Annotated in this window: 29 protein-coding genes; 7 read left to right on the top strand and 22 right to left on the bottom strand. The window is 52.6% G+C overall.

From position 1 onward, the window contains the following. Positions 1 to 46: 46 nt before the first annotated feature. Positions 47 to 1,471, bottom strand: coding sequence for an exodeoxyribonuclease I (sbcB, locus tag FDW97_RS06685; RefSeq protein ID WP_038641712.1), 1,425 nt, complete (start codon positions 1,469 to 1,471; stop codon positions 47 to 49). 392 nt (positions 1,472 to 1,863) lie between these two features. Between sbcB and phsA the strand changes: the two genes are divergently transcribed. The 7 genes from phsA (at position 1,864) to FDW97_RS06650 (ending at position 9,117) form a co-directional block, all read left to right on the top strand. Continuing rightward, on the top strand, positions 1,864 to 4,137 hold the full coding sequence (phsA, locus tag FDW97_RS06680; RefSeq protein ID WP_137350799.1) for a thiosulfate reductase PhsA: 2,274 nt from the start codon (positions 1,864 to 1,866) through the stop codon (positions 4,135 to 4,137). 14 nt (positions 4,138 to 4,151) lie between these two features. After that, positions 4,152 to 4,730 carry a thiosulfate reductase electron transport protein PhsB gene (gene phsB, locus FDW97_RS06675; RefSeq protein ID WP_069323525.1) on the top strand — a complete coding sequence of 193 codons (579 nt, stop codon included), beginning with the start codon at positions 4,152 to 4,154 and terminating at the stop codon, positions 4,728 to 4,730. Further along, positions 4,727 to 5,494 (top strand): thiosulfate reductase cytochrome B subunit, encoded by a 768-nt coding sequence (gene phsC / locus FDW97_RS06670; protein WP_137350798.1) that lies wholly within the window; start codon positions 4,727 to 4,729, stop codon positions 5,492 to 5,494. The genes phsB and phsC overlap by 4 nt, the downstream gene beginning before the upstream one ends. A gap of 139 nt (positions 5,495 to 5,633) precedes the next feature. Next, complete coding sequence (gene dacD / locus FDW97_RS06665; protein WP_069323527.1) at positions 5,634 to 6,806, top strand: serine-type D-Ala-D-Ala carboxypeptidase DacD; 1,173 nt, start codon at positions 5,634 to 5,636, stop codon at positions 6,804 to 6,806. Between the two features lie 124 nt (positions 6,807 to 6,930). After that, positions 6,931 to 7,398, top strand: a complete 468-nt coding sequence (gene sbmC / locus FDW97_RS06660) for a DNA gyrase inhibitor SbmC (protein ID WP_087855988.1) — start codon at positions 6,931 to 6,933, stop codon at positions 7,396 to 7,398. Between the two features lie 86 nt (positions 7,399 to 7,484). Then, the gene (locus FDW97_RS06655) at positions 7,485 to 8,543 is read left to right on the top strand and encodes an FUSC family protein (protein ID WP_038641701.1); all 1,059 of its coding nucleotides are present in this window, start codon (positions 7,485 to 7,487) and stop codon (positions 8,541 to 8,543) included. A gap of 238 nt (positions 8,544 to 8,781) precedes the next feature. Then, positions 8,782 to 9,117: a DUF496 family protein gene (locus FDW97_RS06650; protein ID WP_032939582.1), complete on the top strand. Its 336-nt coding sequence runs from the start codon at positions 8,782 to 8,784 to the stop codon at positions 9,115 to 9,117. Positions 9,118 to 9,156: 39 nt separating this feature from the next. Here the strand turns inward: FDW97_RS06650 and FDW97_RS06645 are convergent, their stop codons facing one another. The 21 genes from FDW97_RS06645 to pduA form a co-directional block, all read right to left on the bottom strand. After that, positions 9,157 to 10,023 carry an L-threonine kinase gene (locus FDW97_RS06645; protein ID WP_085047966.1) on the bottom strand — a complete coding sequence of 289 codons (867 nt, stop codon included), beginning with the start codon at positions 10,021 to 10,023 and terminating at the stop codon, positions 9,157 to 9,159. Between the two features lie 92 nt (positions 10,024 to 10,115). Then, positions 10,116 to 11,330, bottom strand: a complete 1,215-nt coding sequence (locus tag FDW97_RS06640; RefSeq protein WP_085047967.1) for an acetate/propionate family kinase — start codon at positions 11,328 to 11,330, stop codon at positions 10,116 to 10,118. Further along, positions 11,315 to 11,767, bottom strand: coding sequence for a propanediol utilization protein PduV (gene pduV, locus FDW97_RS06635; RefSeq protein ID WP_137350797.1), 453 nt, complete (start codon positions 11,765 to 11,767; stop codon positions 11,315 to 11,317). Before pduV ends, FDW97_RS06640 begins: the two co-directional genes overlap by 16 nt. Positions 11,768 to 11,771: 4 nt before the next feature. After that, positions 11,772 to 12,122 (bottom strand): propanediol utilization microcompartment protein PduU, encoded by a 351-nt coding sequence (pduU, locus tag FDW97_RS06630; protein WP_032939586.1) that lies wholly within the window; start codon positions 12,120 to 12,122, stop codon positions 11,772 to 11,774. Then, entirely contained in the window at positions 12,122 to 12,676 is a 555-nt protein-coding gene (pduT, locus tag FDW97_RS06625; RefSeq protein WP_003030201.1) for a propanediol utilization microcompartment protein PduT, read from the bottom strand. The genes pduU and pduT overlap by 1 nt, the downstream gene beginning before the upstream one ends. Before the next feature lie 2 nt (positions 12,677 to 12,678). Beyond that, positions 12,679 to 14,034 (bottom strand): cobalamin reductase PduS, encoded by a 1,356-nt coding sequence (gene pduS, locus FDW97_RS06620; RefSeq protein ID WP_137350796.1) that lies wholly within the window; start codon positions 14,032 to 14,034, stop codon positions 12,679 to 12,681. After that, positions 14,031 to 15,143, bottom strand: a complete 1,113-nt coding sequence (locus tag FDW97_RS06615) for a 1-propanol dehydrogenase PduQ (RefSeq protein WP_069323533.1) — start codon at positions 15,141 to 15,143, stop codon at positions 14,031 to 14,033. The genes pduS and FDW97_RS06615 overlap by 4 nt, the downstream gene beginning before the upstream one ends. A 10-nt stretch (positions 15,144 to 15,153) precedes the next feature. Next, entirely contained in the window at positions 15,154 to 16,539 is a 1,386-nt protein-coding gene (gene pduP / locus FDW97_RS06610; RefSeq protein ID WP_137350795.1) for a CoA-acylating propionaldehyde dehydrogenase PduP, read from the bottom strand. Next, a complete protein-coding gene (gene pduO / locus FDW97_RS06605) occupies positions 16,536 to 17,543 on the bottom strand; it encodes a two-domain cob(I)yrinic acid a,c-diamide adenosyltransferase PduO (protein ID WP_137350794.1) in 1,008 nt (335 codons plus the stop codon). The genes pduP and pduO overlap by 4 nt, the downstream gene beginning before the upstream one ends. An 8-nt stretch (positions 17,544 to 17,551) precedes the next feature. Continuing rightward, a complete protein-coding gene (locus tag FDW97_RS06600) occupies positions 17,552 to 17,827 on the bottom strand; it encodes a EutN/CcmL family microcompartment protein (protein WP_042307565.1) in 276 nt (91 codons plus the stop codon). 3 nt (positions 17,828 to 17,830) lie between these two features. Then, complete coding sequence (gene pduM / locus FDW97_RS06595; RefSeq protein ID WP_038641683.1) at positions 17,831 to 18,322, bottom strand: microcompartment protein PduM; 492 nt, start codon at positions 18,320 to 18,322, stop codon at positions 17,831 to 17,833. Further along, positions 18,319 to 18,951 carry a phosphate propanoyltransferase gene (locus FDW97_RS06590; protein WP_038641680.1) on the bottom strand — a complete coding sequence of 211 codons (633 nt, stop codon included), beginning with the start codon at positions 18,949 to 18,951 and terminating at the stop codon, positions 18,319 to 18,321. The genes pduM and FDW97_RS06590 overlap by 4 nt, the downstream gene beginning before the upstream one ends. Next, entirely contained in the window at positions 18,951 to 19,415 is a 465-nt protein-coding gene (locus tag FDW97_RS06585) for a BMC domain-containing protein (RefSeq protein WP_085047973.1), read from the bottom strand. Before FDW97_RS06585 ends, FDW97_RS06590 begins: the two co-directional genes overlap by 1 nt. 24 nt (positions 19,416 to 19,439) lie before the next feature. Further along, the gene (pduJ, locus tag FDW97_RS06580; protein WP_001057752.1) at positions 19,440 to 19,715 is read right to left on the bottom strand and encodes a propanediol utilization microcompartment protein PduJ; all 276 of its coding nucleotides are present in this window, start codon (positions 19,713 to 19,715) and stop codon (positions 19,440 to 19,442) included. Positions 19,716 to 19,734: 19 nt separating this feature from the next. Continuing rightward, the gene (locus tag FDW97_RS06575; RefSeq protein ID WP_038641675.1) at positions 19,735 to 20,085 is read right to left on the bottom strand and encodes a glycerol dehydratase reactivase beta/small subunit family protein; all 351 of its coding nucleotides are present in this window, start codon (positions 20,083 to 20,085) and stop codon (positions 19,735 to 19,737) included. Then, positions 20,075 to 21,907, bottom strand: coding sequence for a diol dehydratase reactivase subunit alpha (locus FDW97_RS06570; RefSeq protein WP_137350793.1), 1,833 nt, complete (start codon positions 21,905 to 21,907; stop codon positions 20,075 to 20,077). The genes FDW97_RS06575 and FDW97_RS06570 overlap by 11 nt, the downstream gene beginning before the upstream one ends. A 15-nt stretch (positions 21,908 to 21,922) precedes the next feature. Continuing rightward, on the bottom strand, positions 21,923 to 22,441 hold the full coding sequence (gene pduE, locus FDW97_RS06565; RefSeq protein WP_085047974.1) for a propanediol dehydratase small subunit PduE: 519 nt from the start codon (positions 22,439 to 22,441) through the stop codon (positions 21,923 to 21,925). A gap of 14 nt (positions 22,442 to 22,455) precedes the next feature. Next, positions 22,456 to 23,130, bottom strand: coding sequence for a propanediol dehydratase medium subunit PduD (gene pduD, locus FDW97_RS06560; RefSeq protein ID WP_085047975.1), 675 nt, complete (start codon positions 23,128 to 23,130; stop codon positions 22,456 to 22,458). 10 nt (positions 23,131 to 23,140) lie between these two features. After that, positions 23,141 to 24,805 carry a propanediol dehydratase large subunit PduC gene (pduC, locus tag FDW97_RS06555; RefSeq protein ID WP_038641668.1) on the bottom strand — a complete coding sequence of 555 codons (1,665 nt, stop codon included), beginning with the start codon at positions 24,803 to 24,805 and terminating at the stop codon, positions 23,141 to 23,143. Positions 24,806 to 24,823: 18 nt separating this feature from the next. Next, a complete protein-coding gene (gene pduB / locus FDW97_RS06550) occupies positions 24,824 to 25,636 on the bottom strand; it encodes a propanediol utilization microcompartment protein PduB (protein WP_003030252.1) in 813 nt (270 codons plus the stop codon). Further along, positions 25,636 to 25,917, bottom strand: coding sequence for a propanediol utilization microcompartment protein PduA (gene pduA / locus FDW97_RS06545; protein WP_003030255.1), 282 nt, complete (start codon positions 25,915 to 25,917; stop codon positions 25,636 to 25,638). The genes pduB and pduA overlap by 1 nt, the downstream gene beginning before the upstream one ends. Between the last annotated feature and the right edge of the window lie 205 nt (positions 25,918 to 26,122).

Genomic DNA, 26,122 nt, shown 5'->3' with positions numbered 1-26,122 from the left:
CTGAAAAAAAACGGAGACATGTTCTCCGTTTTTTTATACGTGGGATTTAGACAATCTCTTGCGCATATTGCCAGAGTGCTTTCAGCAGCGTCAGCTTCTCTTTGTTATCCGCATAATGCTGACTCAGCATCTGTAATTCATTGGCGTAATTTTGCAAAAACTCCGGCGTGAATACCTGACGACGATGGTCCAGCCAGCGCTGTTGTTCGGCTTCATCCAGCGTTCCAGGGAAGTTACGCGCGCGGTAGTTAAACAGCAGCTTTTCAATGCGTTTATCGACAAAGGTGATATCCAGCGCCGGTAAATTGCGCGGTTCGGTTTCCAGAACGATTTTCATCGCAGCGCGGTCGGCATCGCTGAAAAAGCCGTTGTACAGCTGGGCATCTACGTTATCCGATGGCGCAAAGGGTTCCGCCTCGGCAAAGATAGCCACGACCTTGTCGCGTACCTGTGGGTTTTCGCGCAGAATTTTGAGATTATCCAGACAATGCTGGCGGTTAATACCGAGACGATCGGCATCTTCCGGGCGCAGGGTGTTCGCCTGTGCCAGTACCGGACATTTGTTGATGTGCACCAGTTTAACCGGCACTGCGGGGTTATCTCCCAGATCTGCCTTAGCGGTATAGAGCCGCTCACGCAGCGCGTCGCTGTCCAGTTCGAGCAGCGGTGAAATATCACCGGCCAGATCGACCATGATAACCGCGTTGCGATTTTCCGGATGCCAGGCCAGTGGCGCCACCCAACTGGTGTTACCGCGCCATGCGCCGAACATGCCCGAGACATGGACCAGCGGCTTCATCTGCGGCACATCAATTAGCGCCGCCAGTTTGTGCTTATTACGATGGCTATAGAGATACTCAAACAGACGAGGCTGGCGTGACTTGACTAATTGCGCCATCGCAATCGTGGCATACACATCGGCCATTGCATCGTGGGCATTGGCATGCTCAATCCCATTCGCTTTGGTCAAATGTTCCAGGCGGAAGCTGGGCAAGCCATCGTCGTTTTCCGGCCAGTTAATACCTTCAGGACGCAGGGCATAGCAGGCACGCATTACATCCAGCAGATCCCAGCGCGAATTATCGTTCTGCCAGCTCCAGGCATAGGGATCATAGAAATTGCGATACAGGATATTTCGCGTCACTTCATCATCGAAGCGCACGTTGTTATAGCCCAGAATACAGGTTTTCGGTACGGTAAACAGGGCGTGAATACGCGCAGCAAAAGCAGCTTCATTTTCTCCCTTTTCACGTGCTTCTTGCGGGGTGATGCCGGTAATCAGCACCGCCTCGGGCTGTGGCAGATAATCATCTGCGGGTTTGCAATAAAAGACTTCAGGTTCACCGATAATGTTGAAATCATTATCTGTGCGGATAGCCGCAAATTGCGCGGGTCTGTCCAGCGCCGGATGGGTACCAAAAGTCTCGTAATCGTGGAAGAGAAAACCAGGTTGCTGCTTGCCGTCATTCATTGTTCAGTTATGTCCGGGATCAATTTAGCGCTTATCCAAGAATACCAAAAAATAGCGAGGTAATCAGCAAGAGGATTATCGATGCGGAATGGCCTACGCAAGAAAATTGCGCTGAACACGGCTTCGAACGAATGATTAATTATTTTCTTACCGTTAAAGGAAATTACTGGAATAAACTTTCTTAAAATCACACCTTGGGAAATAAGTTAATTGATAACCATTATTGTTATTTCATCTTCTGTTTTCTGGATTCTTTAAAAGTCTTTTAAAAACAACGACCTTATATTTCTATTAATGCGCTTGTATGCATTGTAATAAAATGTGAGTGAGGTTAAAAATTAATAATATAAACTCCATATAATAATTGGATATATCTAATAACAGGAGGTTATATGAGCATAAGTCGGCGTAATTTTTTACGAGGGGTGGGTATAGGTTGCTCAGCCTGTGCAATAGGCAGTTTTCCACCAGGCGCACTGGCGCGGAATTCTCCCGAGCACATAAAAGGGAAAACATCCCTGACGCCAAGTTTGTGCGAAATGTGTTCTTTTCGCTGCCCAATTCAGGCTCAGGTAATTAATAATAAGACGGTTTTTATTCAAGGAAACCCTAATGCGCCTCAGCAGGGGACGCGTGTCTGCGCGCGCGGAGGCAGTGGTGTTAGCCTGGTCAACGACCCGCATCGTATTGTTAAACCGATGAAACGCACAGGACCTCGCGGGAGCGGTGAGTGGCAGGTAATTAGCTGGCAGCAGGCATATAAAGAAATTGCCGAAAAAATGACGGCAATAAAAGCGCAGCATGGTTCTGAGGGGGTCGTATTCTCTTCCAAGTCCGGTTCGCTTTCCGGCCATTTATTTCACCTCGCGACGGCTTTTGGATCGCCGAACACGTTTACTCACGCCTCGACATGCCCCGCCGGAAAAGCGATTGCCGCTAAAGTTATGATGGGTGGCGATTTAGCCATGGATATCGTCAATACCCGTTATATGGTCTCTTTTGGCCATAACCTCTATGAAGGTATTGAAGTCGCCGACACCCATGAACTGATGACCGCGCAGGAAAAGGGCGCGAAAATGGTCTGCTTTGATCCCCGTTTATCCGTCTTCTCCAGCAAAGCGGATGAATGGCATGCGCTTAAGCCTGGCGGCGACCTACCGGTGCTGATGGCCATGTGTCACGTCATGATCAAAGAAAAGCTGTATGACGCAGACTTTGTTACACGCTACACCACAGGGTTTGACCAACTGGCTGAGGCGGTCCAGGAGACCACGCCGGAATGGGCGCAAAAGCTCGCTGATGTGCCTGCCGATGTGATTATCCGGGTCACCCGCGAAATGGCAGCCAGCGCCCCTCACGCCATTGTCAGTCCGGGTCATCGTGCGACGTTTTCGCAAGAAGAAATTGATATGCGGCGCATGATTTTCACCCTCAATGTGTTACTTGGAAATATTGAGCGTGAGGGTGGGTTGTATCAGAAAAAAGCGGCGGCAACGTACAATAAGCTGGCCGGAGAGAAAGTCGCTCCCGTGCTGGCAAAACCCGATGCCAAATTACCCAAGCCAACGGCGCAGCGTATCGATCTGGTGGCCCCGCAGTTCAAGTACATCGCGGCCGGCGGCGGCGTAGTGCAAAGCATTATTGATGCCGTCTTAAAGCAAACGCCGTATCCGGTGAAGGGATGGATCATGTCCCGACACAACCCTTTCCAGACCGTGACCTGTCGACCAGACCTGGTCAAGACGGTTGAACAGCTCGACCTGGTGGTCAGTTGCGATGTCTATTTAAGCGAAAGCGCGGCGTATGCCGATTATCTTTTGCCTGAATGTACTTACCTTGAGCGCGATGAAGAAGTTTCTGATATGTCGGGCCTGAATCCAGCCTATGCCTTGCGTCAGCAGGTGGTTGAGCCTATCGGTGACGCGCGTCCGAGCTGGCAAATCTGGAAAGAACTGGCTGTTCAGTTAGGCCTTGGGCAATTCTACCCATGGCAGGATATGCAAACGCGCCAGCTGTACCAGCTTAATGGCGATCATGCGTTATCTGCTGAGCTGCGTCAGAAAGGGTATCGCGAGTGGGGCGTTCCGCTATTGCTGCGCGAACCCGAAGCGGTGCGTCAGTTTGTGGCACGCTATCCGGGCGCGGTAGCGGTTGATAGCGACGGCACTTATGGTGAGCAGCTGCGTTTTAAATCCCCGTCAGGAAAAATCGAACTCTACTCTGCCGAGCTGGAAACACTCCTGCCAGGCTACGGTGTTCCTCGCGCCCGCAATTTTGCGCTCAAAGGCGACAATGAACTCTATTTTATTCAGGGCAAAGTGGCGGTTCATACCAATGGCGCAACGCAATATGTGCCACTGCTGAGTGAGCTGATGTGGGACAACGCGGTGTGGATCCACCCGCAAACGGCCCGTGAAAAAGGCATCAAAAGCGGCGATGACATCTGGCTGGAAAATGCAACCGGTAAGGAAAAAGGCAAAGCGCTGGTCACCGCTGGTATTCGACCCGATACGCTATTCGTTTATATGGGATTTGGCGCCAAGGCAGGAGCCAAAACAGCCGCGACGACGCACGGTATTCATTGCGGTAATTTGCTTCCGCATGTCACCAGTCCGGTGTCAGGTACGGTGGTTCACACCGCTGGCGTTACGCTTCGTCGGGCATGAGAAAGGAGTACATCATGAATCAATCAACAAACCCTTATGTCATGCTGCATGACGAAAAACGCTGCATTGGTTGTCAGGCGTGTACGGTTGCCTGCAAGGTACTGAATGACGTGCCTGAAGGTTTTAGCCGCTTACAGGTACAGATCCGTTCACCGGAACATGAACCCGAGGCGCTTTCCCATTTCCAGTTTGTTCGTGTTTCTTGCCAGCATTGTGAAGATGCGCCGTGCGTCAGCGTTTGTCCAACCGGTGCATCATTCCGCGATGAAAACGGCATTGTGCAGGTGGATAAGTCCCGCTGTATTGGCTGTGACTACTGCGTCGCTGCTTGTCCGTTCCATGTGCGCTACCTCAATCCGCAAACGGGAATCGCAGACAAATGTAATTTCTGCGCGGATACCCGTCTGGATGTTGAACAGTCGCCCGCCTGCGTTTCCGTTTGTCCGACGGATGCGTTGAAGTTTGGTCGTCGCGATGACCCGGAAATCCAGCACTGGATCAATCAAAAAGAGGTTTATCGCCAGCAGGATACGCGTAGTGGCCCGGTGAGTGTTTATCGGCGTAAAGAGATCCATCAGGAGGGTAAAGTATGAATTCTATCTGGGGAGCGGAACTTAACTATGCGCCGGACTACTGGCAGCTGTGGCTCATTTATGCGGGCGTTATTGTTGTGCTGATGATTGCGGGCCTGGTCACGCACGCGCTGTTACGTCGGATGCTGGCGCCAAAAACGGTAACCGGAGAGGAGCACCGGGAGTACCTCTATTCGCTGGCTGTTCGCCGTTGGCACTGGGGAAATGCGCTGCTCTTTATTCTGCTTTTGCTGAGCGGCCTGTTTGGCCACTTCTCTGTCGGGCCGGTAGCGTTGATGGTGCAGGTACATACCTGGTGCGGCTTCGCATTGCTGGCCTTCTGGATTGGCTTTGTGTTAATAAACGCAACCAGCGGCAACGGCTGCCATTATCGCGTGAAGTTAAACGGGTTAATATCACGCTGCCTGCTGCAAACGCGCTTTTATCTGTATGGCATCATGAAAGGCGAGCCGCATCCGTTTGCCGCAACGGCAAAGGATAAATTTAACCCACTGCAACAACTGGCCTACCTGGCCATTATGTACGCGCTGGTTCCGCTGTTGATCATCACCGGGTTGTTATGCCTCTACCCGCAGGTGTCAGGAGCGGGGCCGATAATGCTGGTGCTGCATATGGCGCTAGCGATTGTCGGCTTACTGTTCATCTGCGCACATATTTACCTGTGCACGCTGGGCGACACGCCAGGGCAAATTTTCCGCAGTATGATCGACGGTTACCATCGCCATCGCAGCCATCACGCAGAGACTGCGCCACGCAAAGGATAATTTCGCGCGCGGTTTGTCGCTGACAGCCTTGTATGACAGCAAGAAAATGTGCCTTATGTCACATTTTCTTGCAATTTATTCAAGTTTGTTCGACAGAACTTCCGTAAAAAGAACGGCTATTTATCCCTTTTCTGAGGACATGCTGTTGAAACGCCGTTTGTTTATTGCCGCTTCACTATTCACGATGAGTTTTACGTCCGCCTGGGCGACCGATGCCGCCAGCTTCGCCCCACAGCCGCCTGCGATAAATGCCGGGGCGTGGGTATTAATGGATTACACCACGGGCCAAATTCTGACAGCCGGTAATGAACACCAGCAACGTAACCCCGCCAGTCTGACCAAGCTGATGACCGGCTATGTTGTTGACCGCGCAATCGACAGTAAGCGCATTAGTCCAACCGATATTGTCACCGTTGGGCGCGATGCCTGGGCGAAAGACAATCCGGTATTCGTCGGTTCATCCTTGATGTTCTTGAAACAAGGCGATCGCGTTTCGGTGCGCGACCTCAGCCGCGGGCTAATTGTTGATTCCGGGAATGATGCCTGCGTGGCGCTGGCTGATTACATCGCCGGGGGACAACCGCAGTTTGTGGCGATGATGAACAACTATGCGCAAAAGCTGAACCTGCAGGACACCCATTTTGAAACGGTCCATGGTCTGGATGCGCCAGGCCAGCATAGCTCTGCTTACGATCTGGCCGTATTGTCGCGAGCTATCATCCATGGTGAACCGGATTTCTACCATATGTACAGTGAGAAAAGCCTTACCTGGAACGGAATCACGCAGCAAAACCGTAATGGCCTGTTGTGGGATAAAACCATGAACGTGGATGGTCTGAAGACAGGGCATACGTCCGGTGCCGGGTTCAATCTGATCGCTTCCGCCGTTGATGGACAACGTCGACTGATTGCGGTTGTGATGGGGGCGGAGAGTGCGAAAGGGCGCGAAGACCAGGCGCGTAAGCTGCTGCAATGGGGACAACAAAACTTCGATACGGTGCAGGTTTTGCGTAGCGGTAAGCAGGTCGGTACTGAACGGATCTGGTATGGCGACAAAGAAAAAATCAGCCTGGGCACCGAGCAGGATTTCTGGATGGCCCTGCCTAAAGCGGAAGTCGCTAACATTAAAGCAAAATATGTCCTTGATAAGAAAGAACTGGTTGCACCAATCGCGGCACATCAGCGTGTGGGTGAAATTGAACTCTACGATCGGGATAAGCTGGTGGCGCACTGGCCTCTGGTTACGCTGGAGTCCGTCAGCGAAGGTGGCGTTTTCTCGCGTCTGAGCGATTATTTCCACCACAAGGCGTAGTTATTTCCTGGAATACCTGACTGGCAAGAGTGCGAATCTGCTCACATAATAATCACTATTTACTTGTTGCCGTAATACCTAAAAATTACACTGTATATACATACAGTGTAATCGCGGAGGTTATATGGAATACGAGATTAAACAGGTCGATAAACGCAGGATTGCCGGTTTTCATATGGTTGGTCCGTGGGAACAAACGGTAAAGCAAGGTTTTGAGCAGTTAATGAAGTGGGTCGACGGGAAGCAAATTGTTCCGCTGGAATGGATAGCCGTTTATTACGACAATCCTGACGTTGTCCCGGCGGAGAAACTGCGTTGCGATACCGTGGTATCTGTGCCTGAAGATTTTGCGATCCCGGAAAACAGCGAAGGGGTGATCCTGACCGAAGTGGCGGGTGGCGACTATGCTGTTGCCGTTGCGCGTGTAGAAAATCATGACTTTGCGACGCCGTGGTACCAGTTTTTTGACTGCTTGATGCAAGATACGACTTTCGAAATAGCTGCTAAACCCTGCTTTGAAGTGTACATGAACAATGGCATCGAGGATGGCTACTGGGACATTGAAATGTACATACCGGTGCAGTCGAAGTAACTGTTTTTGATGCAAATCAGGATGATATTTTCAGGCAAAAAACGAGTACAATTTTGTTCTTTGCTATTCGCTGACGGAGTGCATGAGTGCGTGCCAATAAGTCACTGAGCCCTTTTGAAATTCGTTTGTATCGTCATTATCGTGTAGTGCACGGTATTCGCATTGCGCTTGCGTTTATTCTCACTTTTCTGTTGGTACGCCTGTTAAACATTCCTGAAGGTACATGGCCTCTGATCACGCTGGTGGTGATCATGGGGCCTATTTCTTTTTGGGGGAACGTTGTTCCCAGAGCTTTTGAACGTATTGGCGGCACGATCCTGGGATCGGTGCTTGGGCTGGTGGCCCTGCGTCTGGAGCTTTTTTCGCTTCCGCTGATGCTGATATGGTGCGCGGTGGCGATGTTTCTCTGCGGTTGGCTGGCATTGGGCAAAAAACCGTATCAGGCGCTGTTGATTGGTATTACGCTTGCCGTTGTAGTGGGCGCTCCCGCTGGGGATATGAATACGGCGTTATGGCGTGGCGGCGACGTTATTCTTGGATCGTTGCTGGCAATGCTGTTTACCGGCGTGTGGCCACAACGGGCATTTATACACTGGCGTATTCAACTGGCGCATTGCGTCACGGGGTACAATCGGGTGTACCAGGCGGCGCTCTCCCCCAATCTGCTTGAACAACCGCGACTGGAGAAGCATTTACAACAGCTGTTGAGCGAGGTTGTCAAAATGCGCGGGCTCATCGTCCCTGCCAGTAAAGAAACGCATATTCAAAAATCCATTTTTGAGGCTATTCAGACGGTTAATCGTAACCTCGTCTGCATGCTCGAGTTGCAAATCAATGCGCTCTGGGCCAGCCGTACCAGTCACTTTGTTATGTTGAATGCGCATACTTTGCGTGAAACCCAGCTCAGGACGCAGCAGGCGCTACTGACGATAACGCATGCATTGTATGAAGGTAATCCGCAGCCAGTACTTGCCAATACGGAGAAGCTCAATGATACCGTGGTGGAGCTGCGTCAGCTTATCGCTGAGCATAAGGGCGATAATGTCGCAGAAACGCCTATTCACGGCTACGTTTGGTTGAATATGGAGATGGCGCGACAGCTGGAGTTACTTTCTCATTTAATCTGTCGCGCGCTGCGCAAATAAAGAGCAGATGAGGGGATTGGTTCTACTGCTGCTTCGATTCAGCAACGATTAGAGGTATGATACTGAAAAAGGCTAAAACCATTGGTAACTGCAATGGCTTTACCCTCGATAATTCAGGTTTCAACCATGCATTGTCGATGCAGATGCAACTTGAAGTATGGCGGGCATGAAAGTAATGTTGACCCACTTTAGCCGTTGTTTAAACGAATCCGAATCTCACATTATCAGGGGTGTAAAAATGGAAACTACCAAGCCTTCTTTCCAGGACGTGCTGGAATTTGTTCGTCTGTTCCGTCGTAAAAACAAACTGCAACGTGAAATCCAGGACGTTGAGAAAAAGATCCGTGACAACCAGAAACGTGTCCTGCTGTTGGACAACCTGAGCGACTACATCAAGCCAGGCATGAGCGTGGAAGCGATTCAGGGCATTATCGCTAGCATGAAAAGCGATTACGAAGATCGCGTTGATGATTACATCATCAAAAATGCTGAGATCTCAAAAGAGCGCCGCGATATTTCTAAGAAGCTGAAAGCCATGGGTGAACTGAAAAACGGCGAAGCCAAAGCTGAGTAACGATTTATGCTTGTCCGGGTCGCTGCTGTGCGGCGACCCTTATTGCAGTTCAACTCCGCCTGCGACCATTCGCAATAAATGCTGTTCCGGCCAGTGAACCGTCAGTTTTTTCTGTGTCAGCATCCATTTTATGTAATCCACATCATGACGCGTTCTGTCCAGCATCAGGCCGACAACGCTGCCGCTGTGCGCAACGTTAACGCCGTATAAATCACATTCCTCTACCAGCGCTAATAGCGAATCAAAATCTGGTTTCGGTAACAGCAACTGGCTGGCGGTTGCGCTTAGCGTGGCAGCTTCGCCCATCCGGTAAGGATTTTGGCTGATACAAGCTTCCTGTACCTTTTCCCATGCTCGTTTGAGGGCCGGAGCACCTGCCTGTAACCCGGAATGACGCGGAATACGGTGATAATCAGCAGTGCGCAATGTTTCCGGGCTTTCGAGAACCAGCAGATCGAGTTGAGGCTGGGCTTCGCAGGCAATTTGCGTGGAGGCGTCGTTATGATCGAAAAGGGTAAGCTTACGAAAAACGGTGCTGTCGGTAGGCTCCAGCGAAACGCAAAGTTGCGCCAGCGTAGATTCATCCAGGTGATGGCCCAGGTGATGTGCCGTGGCGACAGCAGTGGCGGCAATATCTGCAGTGCTGCTGGCCATTCCTTTAGCGATAGGAATAGTTGACTGGACATCAATTCGGATATCCTCACTCATCTGCGGCGGGTATTGCCAGTGCTGCAATAGCCGATTAACCATCGCCCGTGAAAGTGGACGTTCCTCTGCCAGCGGTGAGCCTGAAGTGACCTCAACGGTGCTATACCATTCGACCGGGCAGGAGACTAATTTCTCACTGCCCAGAATCCAGCCCTGGATAAGTTCTCCGCATGATGCGGGACATTGCGCAATAGCCACGTATTCACCTTTGTGATCAGCAATCCTCGGCGCATAGTGTCATGGCGATCGCGCTATTACCATGATTTGCCGCAATTTGCAGTGCGGCAGGATTAAGCTGGAATGCCCAACGTCACAGTTTCCGCTATCGCTAAACGCATAACGTCCTGCGCTATCATCAGCTCTTCGTTGGTATTGATCACCGCCACTTTGACCAGCGAATTTTCTGTCTGAATAAAGGTGGCGTTTCGCTGATTTTTTTCTTCATCGACGGCCAGTCCCAGGAAATTCAGATTGTGACAAATTGCGCCGCGCGCCCGCGCTGAGTTTTCTCCTATGCCTCCGGTAAACACCAGCGCATCCAGACCGCCCATCTGCATAATATAGCTACCAATGGTGGCGCGAATTCGCTCGGCAAAAAGCGTCAACGCCAGCGCAGCCTGATGATTGCCCGTATCTGCGGCATGTTCAACGTCGCGATAGTCAGGTGAGATCCCAGAAACGCCGAGTAAGCCGGATTCATTGTTAAGCAATTGGTTGAGCTGCTGCGGTGTCTTGCCCTCGCGCAGGGCAATCCACGGCAAAATAGACGGATCAATATCGCCACTTCGCGTGCCCATCATCACGCCAGACTGTGGCGTAAACCCCATAGAGGTATTAACTGATTGACCACCTTTGATGGCGCAGATGCTGCTGCCGTTGCCAAGATGACAACAAACGACGCGCAGGGCGCTGAGAGGCACCCCTAACTTTTCAGCAAGCTGGGCGCTGACATATTTGTGGCTGGTGCCATGAAATCCGTAACGACGAATACCCAGCTCTGAATAGTAACGCCAGGGCAGGGGATAAATGAAAGAAGGCTCGTCAAGCGTCTGATGAAAAGCGGTGTCAAAAACCGCCACGGCCGGCGTTTCGGGTAATAGCTGGCGAAATACTGCAATTCCCAACGCATTTACCGGGTTATGTAGCGGGGCCAGTTCCGCAAGGCGATCAATTTCCGCCAGCGTTTCATCGGTTACCAGTGCGGAATCTTTAAAAGATTCCCCGCCGTGTGCGACGCGATGCCCCACGCCGTCGATCTCCTGCAGACTGCTGATAATATTGTGGTTGAGCAGTTTTTCCAGGAGCAGCGTCACTGCTTCACGATGATCGGCTACGGGCAATATTTCCTGCCATTTTTGCGCAGGCGTTTTAAGGGTGACCTGCGCATCAGACATACCGATACGCTCGATCAACCCCTGACAAATCATTTCACCTTGTGGCATCGCCAGAAGCTGAAACTTGAGCGAGGAACTCCCCGCATTAATGGCCATTATTTTGTGAGACATGAAAGTTCCTTTGCATTCAGAAAAATGAACATCTCATCGACACCTGTATTCTCCAGCGCACTGGTGACAAACACTTTTTGCGCGCCAGCCTCGACTAACCAGCTCTCAACGAGGGAAATGCGCTGCGGATTGGCTAAATCGGCTTTAGTGACGAGGCCAATGACGGGTCGGTTCATTGGGCCTGTGAAACCGGGAGAAAATGGCGACCACGGCGCGTCAGCATTGAGGACCAGCGCGATGATGTCTGCGTCACAGGAGCTGGCCAGCAGCGCACTATACAGACAGCGGTTTTCAAGATATTCGCCCGGTGTATCTATTGCTGTGGGCGACCAGACTATGGCCTGGGTCTTCTGATAGTGAAGCGCTTCTCCCCGCATGCATTGTGTGAGCGACGTTTTTCCGCACTGGCTGGGTCCGATTAGCATGATGCGTTTCATGAGATTACGTCCGGGTGATGGGGCAAGCGGTAAAACGCATCATTTCGCCCAGCGTTCGGGTTACCTGTTTTAGCGCGTACTCAACGGCGGAGACATCGCCCGTCAGTACCACTGCGCCGGTAAATCGGTCGAGAAAACCAATCTCTACCGCCCCGGATTTCGTGGCGATATCGCAGGCGATAATTGAGGCTTCGCTGGGGGTAATCGTCAAAATCCCGATTGCGGATACTGAATCCTGTAATCCCAGTTTCTTGAACAAATCTTTTCCGGGATTGGCGATAAGATGCGCCAGTGTGACCTGCTTGCCAGGAACATATTCCTGGATCATACGATCCGTGGTGGGCTGTCTTTCCATTATCCCTCCACCATCTGCCGCCACATGCTTTCATGCGGGCGAGGTATAACGGAGCGATAAACCAACAGGCCTTTTTCACCCGCGCTTTCACTGGCAACCGTTACTGCGTTATTCACATCGGATACATCGCCAGCGACAACCATGTAGCACTTGCCGCCAATACCAAATGCCATGTGCACGCGCACCAATGTGACGTTGGAAGCTTTAACAGCGCGATCCGCAGCACAGATACAAGCCGCCACGCTCCATGTTTCAACAATCCCGACGGCCTGACGCTTATCCACGCTATTTAACCCGCTGATTGCCGGGAGTACGCTGGCGTGAATATTAGGCAGTACCAGACTGTCGACGAGCATATCGCCAGCAAGAGATGTACCAGTGGCTATCGCCTGTTGTACTGCGCCTACGTCACCACCGAGCATGAGCAGGAATTTTCCCGGGCAGATGGTTTTGCTGACCAGTAAATTCACATTCGCGCTTTTTAACATGGCATCGCCAGCTTCCATTCCTTTGGCAATGCTGGTGAGTTCTAAGATCCCTATAGCCTGAGACATGATTAACCTCTTATTACCGTGATGAATTGCTCAGTGATTTCGCTGACAATACCGTCAATACTGGCGTGGACAGGCGCACCTAATGCGCCTGTCGGCACATCGGCAACGCATTGACCGCGAACAACGCGATCGCCTTGCTGCACACATGGGATGGCGCTGGCGCCAATATGCTGGCGTAGCAACAGCGTCGTTTCATCGGTGGAAAAATCAGTCTCAGCCAGTGGCGCATCGTGATACCAGTCGCTAAGACCCAGTTTGGTAATAAGGCGCTTAACCGGGATCAACCGGTACTTCGCCATTTCATCCTCAGGATTTAGCGGCCCTTCATAACGATGGTTGAGCGCCCGTAGTTCGCGTTTAAGCATGCGGTTGATTCGCATCGGCGATATTCCAACCGGACAGGCAACGCTTTCACAGACATTGCATTCTGAACAGGTCAGGGCCGTGAGCAGCAGCTGTGGTGTGGCCGCCTGCAGATAATTAACCGCGCGAACCAGCAGATGCGGTGATAATTCATGGCCGATTAAGTGCCTTGGGCACAAATCCGTACACAAACGGCACTGCTCGCATACGGTTTTTGCGACGGAAAGCACGGTGCGTTCATCCTGCATTCGCCGCTGAATCAGCGCATGAGATTTTGGTAAAACCAGCAACCCACCGGTGGTCTTGCTGACGGGGGTATCCAGGGAGGTAATCAGACCGCCCATCATCGGGCCGCCATTAATAAATCCTGGATCGTCAACGGTTGCGCCTCCCGCCAGCGCCAGCACCTCGCGAAGTGACATCCCGATAGGGACAGTGAGTGTGATGGGTTTGGCTACTGCGCCGTTGACGGTCAACGTACGACGGGTAACGGGATATTGCTGTTCAACCGCTCTGGCGATGTTGAGCACGGTCTGGACGTTATTAACCACCACGCCGACGCTGACCGGCAGTGCGGCAGGTGGGACCCTCCGGCCTGTTGCCATCCAGATGGTCAGCACCTCGTCACCGGCCGGGTAGACATCAGGTAAAATGTGTAACCGGATATCGGCAGGTAGCAGAGGAGCTAACGCATTGATAGCCTTCTGGTATTTTTCTTTGAGCGCAATAATACCGGCACTGGCTCCGGTAGCCGTCATGGCATATTTAACGCCGCGAATAAGTCGACCTGCCTGGACGCTCATCAATTGCTGGTCAACTTTTAACATCGGTTCACATTCGGCGGCATTCACCAGAAATGTATCGACCTGCGCCTGTAATTTTACGTGCGCAGGAAAGCCAGCACCGCCGGCTCCAACAACGCCAGCAGCCCGAACGCGTTCGCGTATCGTCTGCGCATCATAAAGCGTGGACTCTGCCGTCATGGCTGTATTCATAATAATTCCTCAAGCAGTTCCTGCATGGCACTGGCGTCGGCAACACGAGGATTGGTTTGCAGCGTGACATCAGCCAGCGCGGCCTGAACCATCGACGGTATACGCTGTGACCAGTTTTGCTTTCCGTCTTTGAGTGCGTCAACGAAAGAAGGTAACGCACACTGTTTTTTGAGAAGCTCAATGTGATGAATGAGCGCATTCAGCGCAGCCGTATCGTTCGCGTTATCCGGGCATAAATGGCAGGCTTTAGCGAAACGGGCATAGCGCTTCGCGGCCCTGGGGTCGCGGGCATTAAAATGAATAACAGGGGTCAGCAGCAGTGCATTGGCAAGTCCGTGGGGCAGATGAAACTGGCCGCCCAACTGATGGGCAATCGCATGGTTTATACCCAACCCCGCCTGGCTAAATGCCATCCCTGCGAGCGTTGACGCGTTGTGCATTTTCCCCCTGGTTGCCAGACACTCGCCTTTGCTGACGGCGACGGGAAGGTACTGGAAGACGATTTGTGCCGCTTTTTCCGCCAGCGCGTCGGTAAAGTCGCTGGCCTTCGTGGACACGTAAGCCTCCAGCGCATGTGTCAGGACGTCCATGCCGGTATTCGCGGTGATGGCAGGAGGTACGCTGACAACCAGCGTTGGATCGAGGATGGCCATATCCGGGTAAAGCGCATTATCAAACAAGGGATATTTAATGCCTTTATCCGGGTCGCTAATCACGCAGGCGCTGGTCACTTCCGAGCCTGTGCCGCTGGTGGTGGGAATAGCAACACAGGTTTCGATTTCAATACCGAACTGTCGGCTGAACCAAACGATGGCTTTCGCGGCATCCAGCGCTGAGCCTCCGCCAAAACCAATGACAACATCCGGTCGCAGGGACTGCATTTGCGCAATCCCTTGCACCACCGTGCTAATGGTTGGGTCGGGGGTAATATCGCTGAAAATGCTGATGCGATTATCCGCAGGAAGCGTGTTGCGCAGCTTTTCAATCACAGGAGAACGCGCCAGAAAACCATCGCAGATAATCCAGATATGCTTATTCGTGAAACGCTTGAGCACATCCAGGCTTCCCTGGCCGCTGAATAATCGAGTTTGCAGTGAAAAGCTTTTCATAACGGCCCCATTAGCGAATAGAAAAACCGTTTGTCAGCACGCAACGACGAGAACGTGCGAAAGTACGTGCCGATGTTGTTCCTTCACCGGTCGGCGTCGCAATTGTGAAAGTGGTAAAGCCTTCACCACCCACGCCAATCCCGGCGTAAGAGGGGCCATTTTTCACAAAAATGGAGGTCTGAAGCGTGCGTGCGGCAAGATTCAAACGCGACACATTCTGTGAATGCATAATGGCGGTGTGATGCAATCCCTCTTCAACTTTCAGAGCCAACGTTAACGCACTGTCAAAATCGCTCACCGTGACGATGGGGAGCATTGGCATTAGCTGCTCGCTGGTAACCCACGGGTCGTCAGCCTTGACGATACCTATCAGTAATCGAGGCGCTTTTGCCGGAACAGGTATTCCTGCGGCTTCAAGTAAGGTGGCCGGGCTTTTTCCTACCAGCTTTTTATTGGCCATGCCTTCGGGCAAACAGACTGCCCGCAGTTTGTCTACCTCTTCGCTCGTGAGAAGCAGTGCGCCAAAAGACTGCATTTGTTGAACCAGGCGTTCGGCAACGGCACTAACAACAATCAGGCTCTTCTCAGCAATGCAGGGGAGGTTGTAATCAAAAGATGCGCCGTTGATGATATCTTCCGCCGCCTTAACCAGGTCGGCTGTTTCATCGACAATACAGGGAGGGTTGCCTGCGCCTGCGCCAATGACTTTTTTCCCGCTTTTCATACCCATAGCAACAATGCCTGGGCCACCGGTAATCGCCAGAACTGCGATTTTAGGGTGTGCCATCATCTGCTGGGTAGCCTCAAAGGTGGGTTCTGTGACCGTGACGACAAGATTCCGGATCCCGCAGCAGCGGTAAACAATATCTTCAATCATGGCAATCAGTTTCAGTGAGACCGCTTTCGCGCCCGGATGCGGGCTAAAATAAACGCTGTTCCCCGCAGCCAGCATGCTGATGCTGTTGTTAATAATGGTTTCCGTCGGGTTGGTACTGGGGGCGACGGAGCCAATCACGCCAAATGGTGAATACTCGAATAACACCATGCCGCCATCGCCGGTCAGTGCCGTGGTGGTGAGATCTTCGATCCCTGGAGTATTGTCCAGCGCAGCTTTATTCTTGAGGAATTTATCCTCTTTGTTGCCCATTCCTGTTTCAGCTGCGCTCTCAGCGGCCAGGGAAGCAAGATGAGGGGTCAGTTCTTCTCGCAGGGCGTGAATGATGGCACTGCGGGTTTTCAATGGCGATTGCTGGTAACGTAAAAAAGCCTGATGCGCGGCTTCGATAGCTTCACCCACGGACGGAAAAATTCCGTTTCCTTTGGTTTCTGTTTTTGCCGGGGCGAGTTGTTCACTCAAAATGTTACGGATGAGGGTTTCAAGTTCTGAAGTATTCATTGATGTGTTCTCACGTTAATCGCCGCAATGGCCGTTTCTGCAATGTCCATATCCTGGTCAACGCTTCCCCCGCTGATGCCAAGACCCCCAAGGAGTAGACCCTCTCGCCATAATGCGTATCCGCCACCAAAAGTGACGACTTTTCCCTGCATATGGCTTTCCAGACCGTAAAGCGCCGCGCCTGGTTGCACCGCTGACGTTAATTCATGCGTGGCGGTTTTCATCGCCACGGCGGTCCAGGCTTTTTTGGGTGCCAGTTCGCTACTGACGAGCAATGCGTCAGGCATACGCCAGGTCACCGTTTGGGTCCCGTTCGCATCAACAATGCTGATGACGACCGGAACCTGAAGTTCTTCTGCTCTCGTCACCGCAGCGCGAGTCAGTTGGTGGAGCTCCTGAAAAGACAGAGACATAGTCGGCTCCTTTGTGGCTGATGTACGGATGGCGGCGAGATAACGCTCAGCCACTTTCTGAATAATGTCGTTTTGATGGGCGTCATGATCTTCTGCCCGTGCGAGCGCATATAAGCAGTCGGACAGACGATTGATGTAACGCATCAGCACATGTCTGACGGCGATATCGGCAGAAAGCTCCACCAGTCGCCTCTCTGCGCGGCGAGCCAGCGTACGGGCAAAATGCAGACGGCTGGCCGCTTCGCTGCGGCCCGGTAAAATAAAGCTGCGCAGCGGCGTTACTCTCCCCATCGCGGTATCGATGGCGGTTTCCAGCGCTGCAATTTCTTCTGAACTGATGTAGCGCTGCTCTGGGTTTGGTTGTTCGCTCTCGCTGGCGAGTTCGGCGCTGAACCAAAAAAGCTGCAGTTGAATGTTTTCAAGTAACTGGCGGTGCTGTGGGCTTTTCGCCGCACAAATACACAGGCTAAGCGCCGCATTGAGTTCGTCTAGCGTCCCGTAAGCCTCGACGCGCGGATGCGTTTTGCTTACGCGTTGCCCGGTAAAGAGGGCCGTTGTGCCGGCATCGCCAGTGCGGGTATAAATCGCCATAGTTCCTCCTAACGAGAAAGCGTGTCGACAATGCCGACAATAGCCAGATCGATGGCCTCATTTGGGCCGGAGAAAACGTGCCGGGCACTGGAGCCGCTGCTGAGTAAAACCAGTTCGCCGGTTCCTGCGCCGACAGAATCAACGGCGACTTCGTCCCCGGTCGTCGGGGAGGCTGGCAGCTCTCCGTCAGCACTCACCCGACGTACCAGTAATAGCTTCTTCCCGACCAGGGAGGGGGACTTTTGCGTGGAGACAACAACGCCTGTAACCCGTGCCAGATGCATAGCTCACTCCTGCTTAATTAATTGGACATTTCGCGTACTGACAGTTTCCTGAGCAAGCGCAGTGACGACACATCGACGGCGTAGCACTAGAACCGCATCGTGCAATTGGGCGACGTCGGCGTAACTGAGAAGTTTTTCAGGATGCAGAACGATGGCTCGCCCCAGTTCGTCACCAAACTCCAGCGGCAGACGCGCGAGTTTTTTCACGGGTACTGCGGGTAACAATTGGTGATGTAGAGAAATTTTCACGCGGACTCCGCATGCCAGCGCTTCGTGGATCGTGACTACCGACATATTGGCAGGGCTGCTTTCGACAATTTGCTCCAGCAGGAGCAGGTCAGCCTGCAAAATGTGCAGTGACGAGTATTGGCAGCATAGTATCCGTGGGTCTACTTCCCGTAACTGCGCGACGCTGAGGGAGATCGTGCTTGCCGCGCGTTTTTTTAATCGGGAAACAACCTCCTCGATAATGCGTTGCAGCAGTTCGTTGTTCATTGTGAAGTCACCAGTGTGGCGAATGCCTGCGGATTATCCGCCCCTGCGGCATTGGCTTCGTCGGTATCAATATGCATCTCAAGGCGCATATCCGGCGAAACGCGTACGGCGACGTTATCGAAAATCAGCCGGCGTTCATCGCCATTAATGGCGACCGAGACTTTATCACCATGGGAAACCCGCAGAATCAGGGCATCGAGCGGCGACATATGGATATGTCGTTGAGCAACGATGACGCCGGATGTTAAGTCCAGTTCAGCAAATGGACTGACAAGGCGAATACCCGGCGTGCCCTGAATATTGCCCGACATACGCAGCGGGGCAGCAATACCTAGCGTACGGGCATCGGTACGTGAAATTTCAACCTGACTGGCGCTTCGTAGCGGGCCGAGTAAACGCACATTTTTTAACTGTCCTTTAGGTCCAACCAGCGTGACGGTCTGCTCTGCAGCGTATTGTCCGGGCTGCAATAGCCCTTTTTTCTTGCTGATAGGCTGATTGGGAAACAAACGGACGTAATCTTCAGTACAAAGATGAATATGACGATTAGAGATCCCCAGCGGAATAGGGCGCTCGCGCATTTCATCCAGAACTTTGGCGACCGTTGACTTGAGTTGCTGTTTATCCATCACGCTTTACCTCGTTTGCCAGAGTGCAGACAAAGAGAGCGGGGCTCACCTTTCTGGCGGGTACAGGCTGGGTCAAGGCACAGATTGCAGCTAATCAACTCCGCATTTTGCGGCGCTTCGGACGCTGTGCTGTCCACCAACATCTCTTCTTGCGGCTCGACCTGGATGGGGTCGGGTGTTGGCTCTGGTTCCGGTGTAACGCTATGTGACAGGATTCCGTCCCCTGGTCTGGAAATGACTTTGTGAGCCACCAGCCCATCGCGTTGGTCCGCGAAACTGACACCGGTAGAAATGGCCGCCTGCACGGAGGCCACATCCCCGATTATCTTGATCACCGTCCAGCCTGAACCGTTGGTTTTTTCGAGGCCCACCAGCGTGATGGAGGCGGCTTTCGCCATGACGTCCGCGCAACTGATGGCTAATGCCAGACCACTAACTTCGAGTAATCCCAGTGATTGCTTCACGCTGTGCTCCTTGGTTGCAACGACTTATGCGGATTTAGGTAAAATGGCTTCAACGTCGCTGTGCGGACGCGGGATAACGTGGCAGGATTTCACCTCGCCAACGGCGCTTGCAGCTGCGCTTCCTGCATCTACTGCGGCTTTCACCGCACCGACATCACCACGGACCATAACGGTGATCAGGCCTGAGCCGATTTTTTCGTAACCGACCAACTGCACGTTTGCGGATTTCACCATGGCATCAGCGGCTTCAATAGCGCCGACAAGCCCTTTTGTTTCAACCAGTCCCAGTGCGTTATTCATACTGCTTGTCTCCTGTGGGTTATGAGTGGCATTCCCGGAATGGAATGCCTTTAACCAGCCGCGCAGCGTTATTACCGATGCTGCGACGAGCGTGGTTATCTTGTTGATACATCAGCGTAAAAAGCGGCGCTGACGCGGGTAGATTTTTGTAGTGCACGACCAGTTTTTCGCGACTGCAGCCAATGCCAACCAGCAGCGGCGACTGGCATGCCGCGAGCCATGCGTTGTGGATAACGTCGGCTGAATGGTTCTCCTGAATCACAAACGGGATCCCTTCTTCTTCAATACCCAGCAGCACATCGTTCCAGGTGTCAGCACAGTCACCGGTGGTGAAGATAACGATAGCGGGCGTGTTGAGATTACTTTCCATGAGCGAACGCCTTGTGCCAGGAGAGAATCAGCCCGGTCGCGACCGCATTGCGCGGACCCTCGGTGCCACGAATGTTGCCGCGCCCGGCAACCAGGCGATAATGCGCCAGCGCATCGGTTACAAGTTGCGGTACTTCGAAATCCAGGGACGAGCCACCAACCAGCACCACAAAGGGAATATCCCGAATGTTCCCGGTCGGACTCACCTGACGTAACGCTCTGAGCGCGTTGGTGACAAAAACGCGCTCCTTGGCGCTGCGGCGAATGGCCCGTACTTTCTCCAGCGCCAGTTCGCCTGGCAGGGGCACCAGCTCATCAGGTTTTACTACGCACACGCGGGCAAAAACCGTTGGCGGAAGAGGCTCAGGGAAGAACTGAACGCTGCCATCTTCGTGGCGAAGATGGAACAAGCTCTCAACTTTCGCTAGCGGGTACTTTTTGATCTCTTCGGCCAGATAACGGTTATCCAGCCCCAGTTCACGGGCAATAATCATCGTGACCATATCGCCCGCGCCCGCCAGGTGTGTGGCAATAATTTCGCCTTTCGGGTTGATGATGGAGGCGTCGGTCGATCCCGCACCGAGATCCAGAATAGCCAGTGGTCGCGTCGTACCCGGAGTGGTTAAGGCCCCGAGAATGGCCGCTTCGGCTTCAGCCCCGCCAACCTGGACATCAATGTTGAGCTTTTGCGTGATCTCCTGGGCAATCATTGCCATTTGCAGGCGATCTGATTTCACCATTGAGGCAATACCGACAGCCTGTTCCAGAGAAAACTCACCGGCAAGTCCACCGGTCACGCTGACGGGAACCGAGGTATCAACCGCCAGTAGATCCTGAATAAAGATTTCCTGACTGGGTTTGTTGGTTAATTCAGCCATTGTCTGGCGTACATGTTCCAGCATGCCGCCAATATTGGTCCCCGCTTCGCCGGTAACATTATCCAGTTTCGGGCACTCACCAACGGCTTTCATAATCGCGTCAGCGCCTGCTGCAACGTCGACGCGTACGGTACGCCCTTGTGACTGTAGCTCCAGATTTCCGGCGGGAATGGCTCGTGCTTTCACATCGCCTGACGGCGTTTTCACCACCACGGCAGAGCGGTTGCCGATCAGCGCGCGCGCCATCGGGACAATGTTTTTAGTCTCGTCGGCATTGAGACCAAAGACAGTTGCAATCCCGTAGGGGTTAGAAAGCGTTTCAATGACCTTTCCGGGAACCGCGACCTCAATAGCAGCTAACATACCCAATGGGATACGGTCGATATGAAGCACTTCATCCACGATGGGCAGGGGGTGAGTCAGACGATTGCTGACCAACACGCCATCGTCTTGCTGCAAAATTACGCCAGTTAACTGGTATCCGGCGCGTACCGAGGCATTAATCATCGTGGCGACATCGGCGAAATCAAATGCTGATGACACCACCAGAATATAAGGTGTATCCGCCGGACGGCTGAGCAGCTCTTCCGGCGTAATAGTAATGCCAACACCCAGCCCGACACCGCCCGGCGTTTTAGGGTTATGGCCGATCATGGTGGATTCAGTGATGATGGTTTCGGTGATTGTTTCCATCGCCACGTCGCCAATGACCGGAGTGGCTTCGTTAATACGGATGAGCGAAATATCGCTGACATTGATGCCGGCGTTTTTTGCTGCCAGCGTAAGTGCCTCCTGAATGCCAAACACATTACGCAATGTGCCTTTTATCCCGGTGGTTTCTGCCAGGGCGCTGTTGGTAATACACAGCGCGCCAGACTCATCCAGGGTAGCCAGAGCGACTTCCGTTGATGAGTTACCTATGTCAATGCCAGCTATATATCGCATGATCCTGTCCCTGAGTTAGTCGTCGCCTTTGAGTTTTTTACGCTCAACATACAGCGCAGCCGCTTCACGAACGAAAGCCGCACAGATCTTTGCCTGATAACGATTTTCGAGATCGTCAGCGATAGCCATCAGCTCATCTTTAGTCGAGCGATACGGGCGTAGCGCGTTGTAGATCTCCAGGATGCGATCGTCAGGTACAGCGGTTAGCTCTGCGGCGCGCTCAAAGTTCATCGCCAGCCTGTCACGCCCGGCATCTTTGGCGATTTCCGCCTGCAGGCGCAGCGTTTCGGGCGTGATGCGCATGTCCTGTGCCGTCACCTTGTTGCTCAGAACATTTTCGAGCGTGAAATCATCCAGGGTTTTATTGGTCGCGGTTTTTACCCACTCAGGATGTTTATTCGCGAGAGGGTAATCCGTGACTTTCGCGGTATGTGCTGATGAACTTGCCGCAACCGGAGTTGCGGACTGGCCTTGCAGGCTGTTCATCCGGCTCAGCACATCCCGAACCATCGATTCAATTGCGTCGGTATTCATGGAGTTATCCTTTATCAAAGCGCCACGCGCAGTTCCTGCGGGTTTTTGCCCGTCACGACATATTTGGTCTCTTTAATGTGCAGAATGGCCGATTTCGCCTGGTACTTAGGTCGAGCCATCTGGTCATTCAGAGTAGGGACCGGTTGCGGAGATTCACGCTTGGCATAACGCGCGGCGTTTTTACCGATCTGACGATAGGTTTCCAGCGTCAGAAGCGGCGCCTGAGGGAACAGTTCCAGATTAGAAAGCGGCGGTAATCCCTGTTGGTGGATAACCGTGGTGCCTTTTGACTGGATGCCGATAGAGATCCCGGAACCACTCAGACGGTTGCCTTCCACGGCGACAAACGCGACATCAGAGGATTTAAAGCAGCGGATAACGCGTGCTTTAATGCCTTCCTCTTCAATCCCGGCAATCACTTCGCGCAAGATATTCTTATGCGGGATCCCGACGATATTGACGGTTTGTGAGAGCCCGAACGCTGGACCTACGGCAATAATCACTTCGTCTTGCTGCTGACCTTGTTTAGCTTCGCCAATCTCAGTCAGAAAACTGTCGCCCTGTATCGCTGCGGCCTGCGGCGCGCTTGCCGCTGTCGATGCGTGGAATGAGACGGGTTTGTCGCTGGTCTGCATTTCAGACAGCACGTCTTCAATTATCTGGCGCAGCAGCTTTTCATTAATTTCCATTTTTCACCCCTTAGCCAAGTTCGTTGGGATCAAGTGCGCCAGGGATGTTTTTGATCTCTTCCCAGCGTTCGCCTTGCAGGCGATAACCTGTTGCCGGACCGGCATAGTCATTGACGTCATTTACTGCGGATAGCACCTGTCCGTCGCCAACGATAATGGCGGAGGTATGCAGATAATCCCCGGTTAACTTGGCTTTCTGGATGTTGAGCATGTCCTGCGCAACATCGGTAAACCCGCCCTGAGCAAGCGCTTTTACCACTTCAAGACCGTTGCGATTTTTACTGATGATCTCTTGTGCAAATTTGATGTCTTCAACGATGTTGCGCTCTGGCATATCTTTCGATCCGTGAGCGTAAGTCGCAGCTTCCACTTCTTCATCAGTGATTGGCGGTAATCCCATCCCGGCAAACACAGCCTGCAGCGCGCGGGCTGCTTTGTTACGAATGGCGATAACATCTTCTTCTCGAACCGGACGCAGGCCGCCGTCCACTTTCAGGTCGCGCTGGATAACGTTGTAGTCGTCAAAGTCTTCAGCATCTTCGTTGGAACCGGCGAACATGTTGTCGTAGTTCGGCACCGCGGAATAACCGGAAGAGATGAAGTCAGTACCTGGCAGGAACTGCATCAGCAGACGCGCGGTACGACGCATATCCGAGTGGGTAAAGGTCTGGTCGTTGCTGGAGGCGCATTCCAGATCCAGAGAAGAACAGATCAGGTTTTCGGCCAGAACCGCACGAATACCGGACGGCACGGCGGAAGGCACGCCGATGCAGCTTACTGAGCCGTTTTGCAAACCCTGCACGCCAGCGGCTTTGGTGATGTAAATGCAGCGGGCTTCCAGATAAAGCATCGATTTACCTTCGGCATAACCCATCTGAACTTCAGATCCAGAGCCGGAAGTAAAGCGCATTTTCAGGCCGCGAGAGGCGTAGGAAGAGGCGAGGAAGCCTTTCGACCATGGTGTGTCGTCGCCGTCGGTAAAGACGGGTTCTGTACCATAGACGGAGATAGTTTCCGCGTAGCATGTGTGGCCCAGCATGCCGAGCTTAAGTTCGGTTGCTTCTTCCAGAGAGCACTGAGTTAACACGCCAGGGCGTCCAACCTGTGAACCGACTAACAAGGCAATGGCGTTAAATGGCGCGTAGCGTGCGACGGCAACGGTCGTTTCCTGTTCGTCAAATCCGCGCCATGCGCCTTCTGCAGCGTCAGCGGCAATCTGTACCGGGTTATCTTTGACGTTAGTGACGTGCGCCTGTTGAGACGGAGTTCGACGAGCGCGCATTTTCTGCATGGCCATCATCATCTCGACGACGTTCATATGGGACACCACTTCGACAATTTTTGCTGGTGTCATGGCGGTGGTCAGCGGCACGATGTCTTTGCGTTTCACGTTAGGGTCGCAAAGCATATTGGCCAGTTTAACCGAGTCCATGGCCATGACTTCTTCAGCGCGCGCCAGGTTAATGCCGTAGCGGGCAATGAAATGGTCAATTAAGTCAAATTCACTGGCGGATTTGCCGTCCAGTTCAGTCACAGTACCGTTGACGATTTTAATCGATGGTTTAGGGTCGTTCGGGCTTTCCATCGCAATGAAGCCTTCTTCGATCCACTCCTTAACGAAACCATCCTGATTCACAGGGCGTTTCGCTAGTGCTTCAAATCTTTTCGATCTCATGAATCAGCCTCACTGATATCAGATATAGGACGGACGATCGTTTTTCGGCTCTGAGCCGAGGGTCCCGAGTACGGTTTTACCGATTTCACGGGCGGAGATAACAGCCTGACGAACTGCGCCGGAATCACCAGAGATGACCAGAATGGCTTCGTTGCTGAAGCTGGTGCCATGGGCCGGGGAGCTGTAGGCTACAACTTCCACATTGGCGGATTTCAGCGCAGTATCAGCCATCAGGACACCCACGGAGGCTGGTGCGCCGACAATCACGCCACAGGCGCGGCCAATCGGCGCGCCAAAGGCTTTTTCCAGCGCGTAGCTGGCGCGGGCGGTGTATTGCATCTCGATGTGACCGGCTTCGTTGGCATAAACATCGCCAAAGGTGCGATCCAGCTCTTTCAGCGCAACCTCAATTCCGCGTTTCACGTCGGAAACATCGTTGCCGCCGAGGATAATCAGCGAGCCGTGGCCCGCGCCGCCTTTGGTATCTCGTGGTAATTCAATACTGACGACTTCCGTATTTGTTGCTTTTACCGCTTCATCGGCGGCCATAATGTGCGGACCCGCGCCAGTACGGGCGCCAAGGATGCCAATGGAGCGATAACGTTTTTCAAGTTTCATCGCGTCCAGTAAGGCGCTGTCTACGTTGGCGATTACCAGACCGACGGTGTCGCCAATCGCGGTACCGACAAACTCCGTTAAACTGCAGCTTTTCTCTGCCATAGCCGTTTCTCGTGTTGGGTGATTATTTTCAGGGATAGCCTGCTGTTCTGGGGTTGCCACGCGAGCAATCACCTGCGCCATGATCTGTTCAACCAGCTCATTGCTGCTCATTAGCTAATTCCCTTCGGTAAGATTTTTTCTACATCGGTGTGAGGGCGCGGGATAACGTGTACGGCTTTCACTTCTCCCACATTACGGGCTGCGGCAGCGCCGGCATCTGTTGCTGCTTTGACTGCGCCGACATCGCCGCGGACAATAACGGTTACCAGCCCCGAACCAATTTTTTCGTAGCCGACCAGCATTACATTGGCTGATTTCACCATTGCATCTGCGGCCTCTATGGCTGCAGTTAAGCCTTTGGTTTCTACCATTCCTAACGCTTCTTGTTGCATAAAGACCTCGCCTGGGTTGTCCCGATATTCATGACTATAAAAAGAAGCGAGGAAAAAGAATGGCTGAGTTGAAAGTATGAATGAAAAAATAGTGAGGTTATGGTGATATAAAATTGCTGTGTTTTATTTTATCTTTTTGTTTTTAATGGTTATTTTTTATTTTCATAATATGAATATTTAGTTATGTTAATTCCATATTTACACT

The sequence above is a fragment of the Citrobacter sp. wls708 genome (assembly GCF_005281255.1).
Taxonomy (GTDB): Bacteria; Pseudomonadota; Gammaproteobacteria; order Enterobacterales; family Enterobacteriaceae; genus Citrobacter; species Citrobacter werkmanii.
This window is presented reverse-complemented; position numbering and strand designations above follow the sequence as displayed.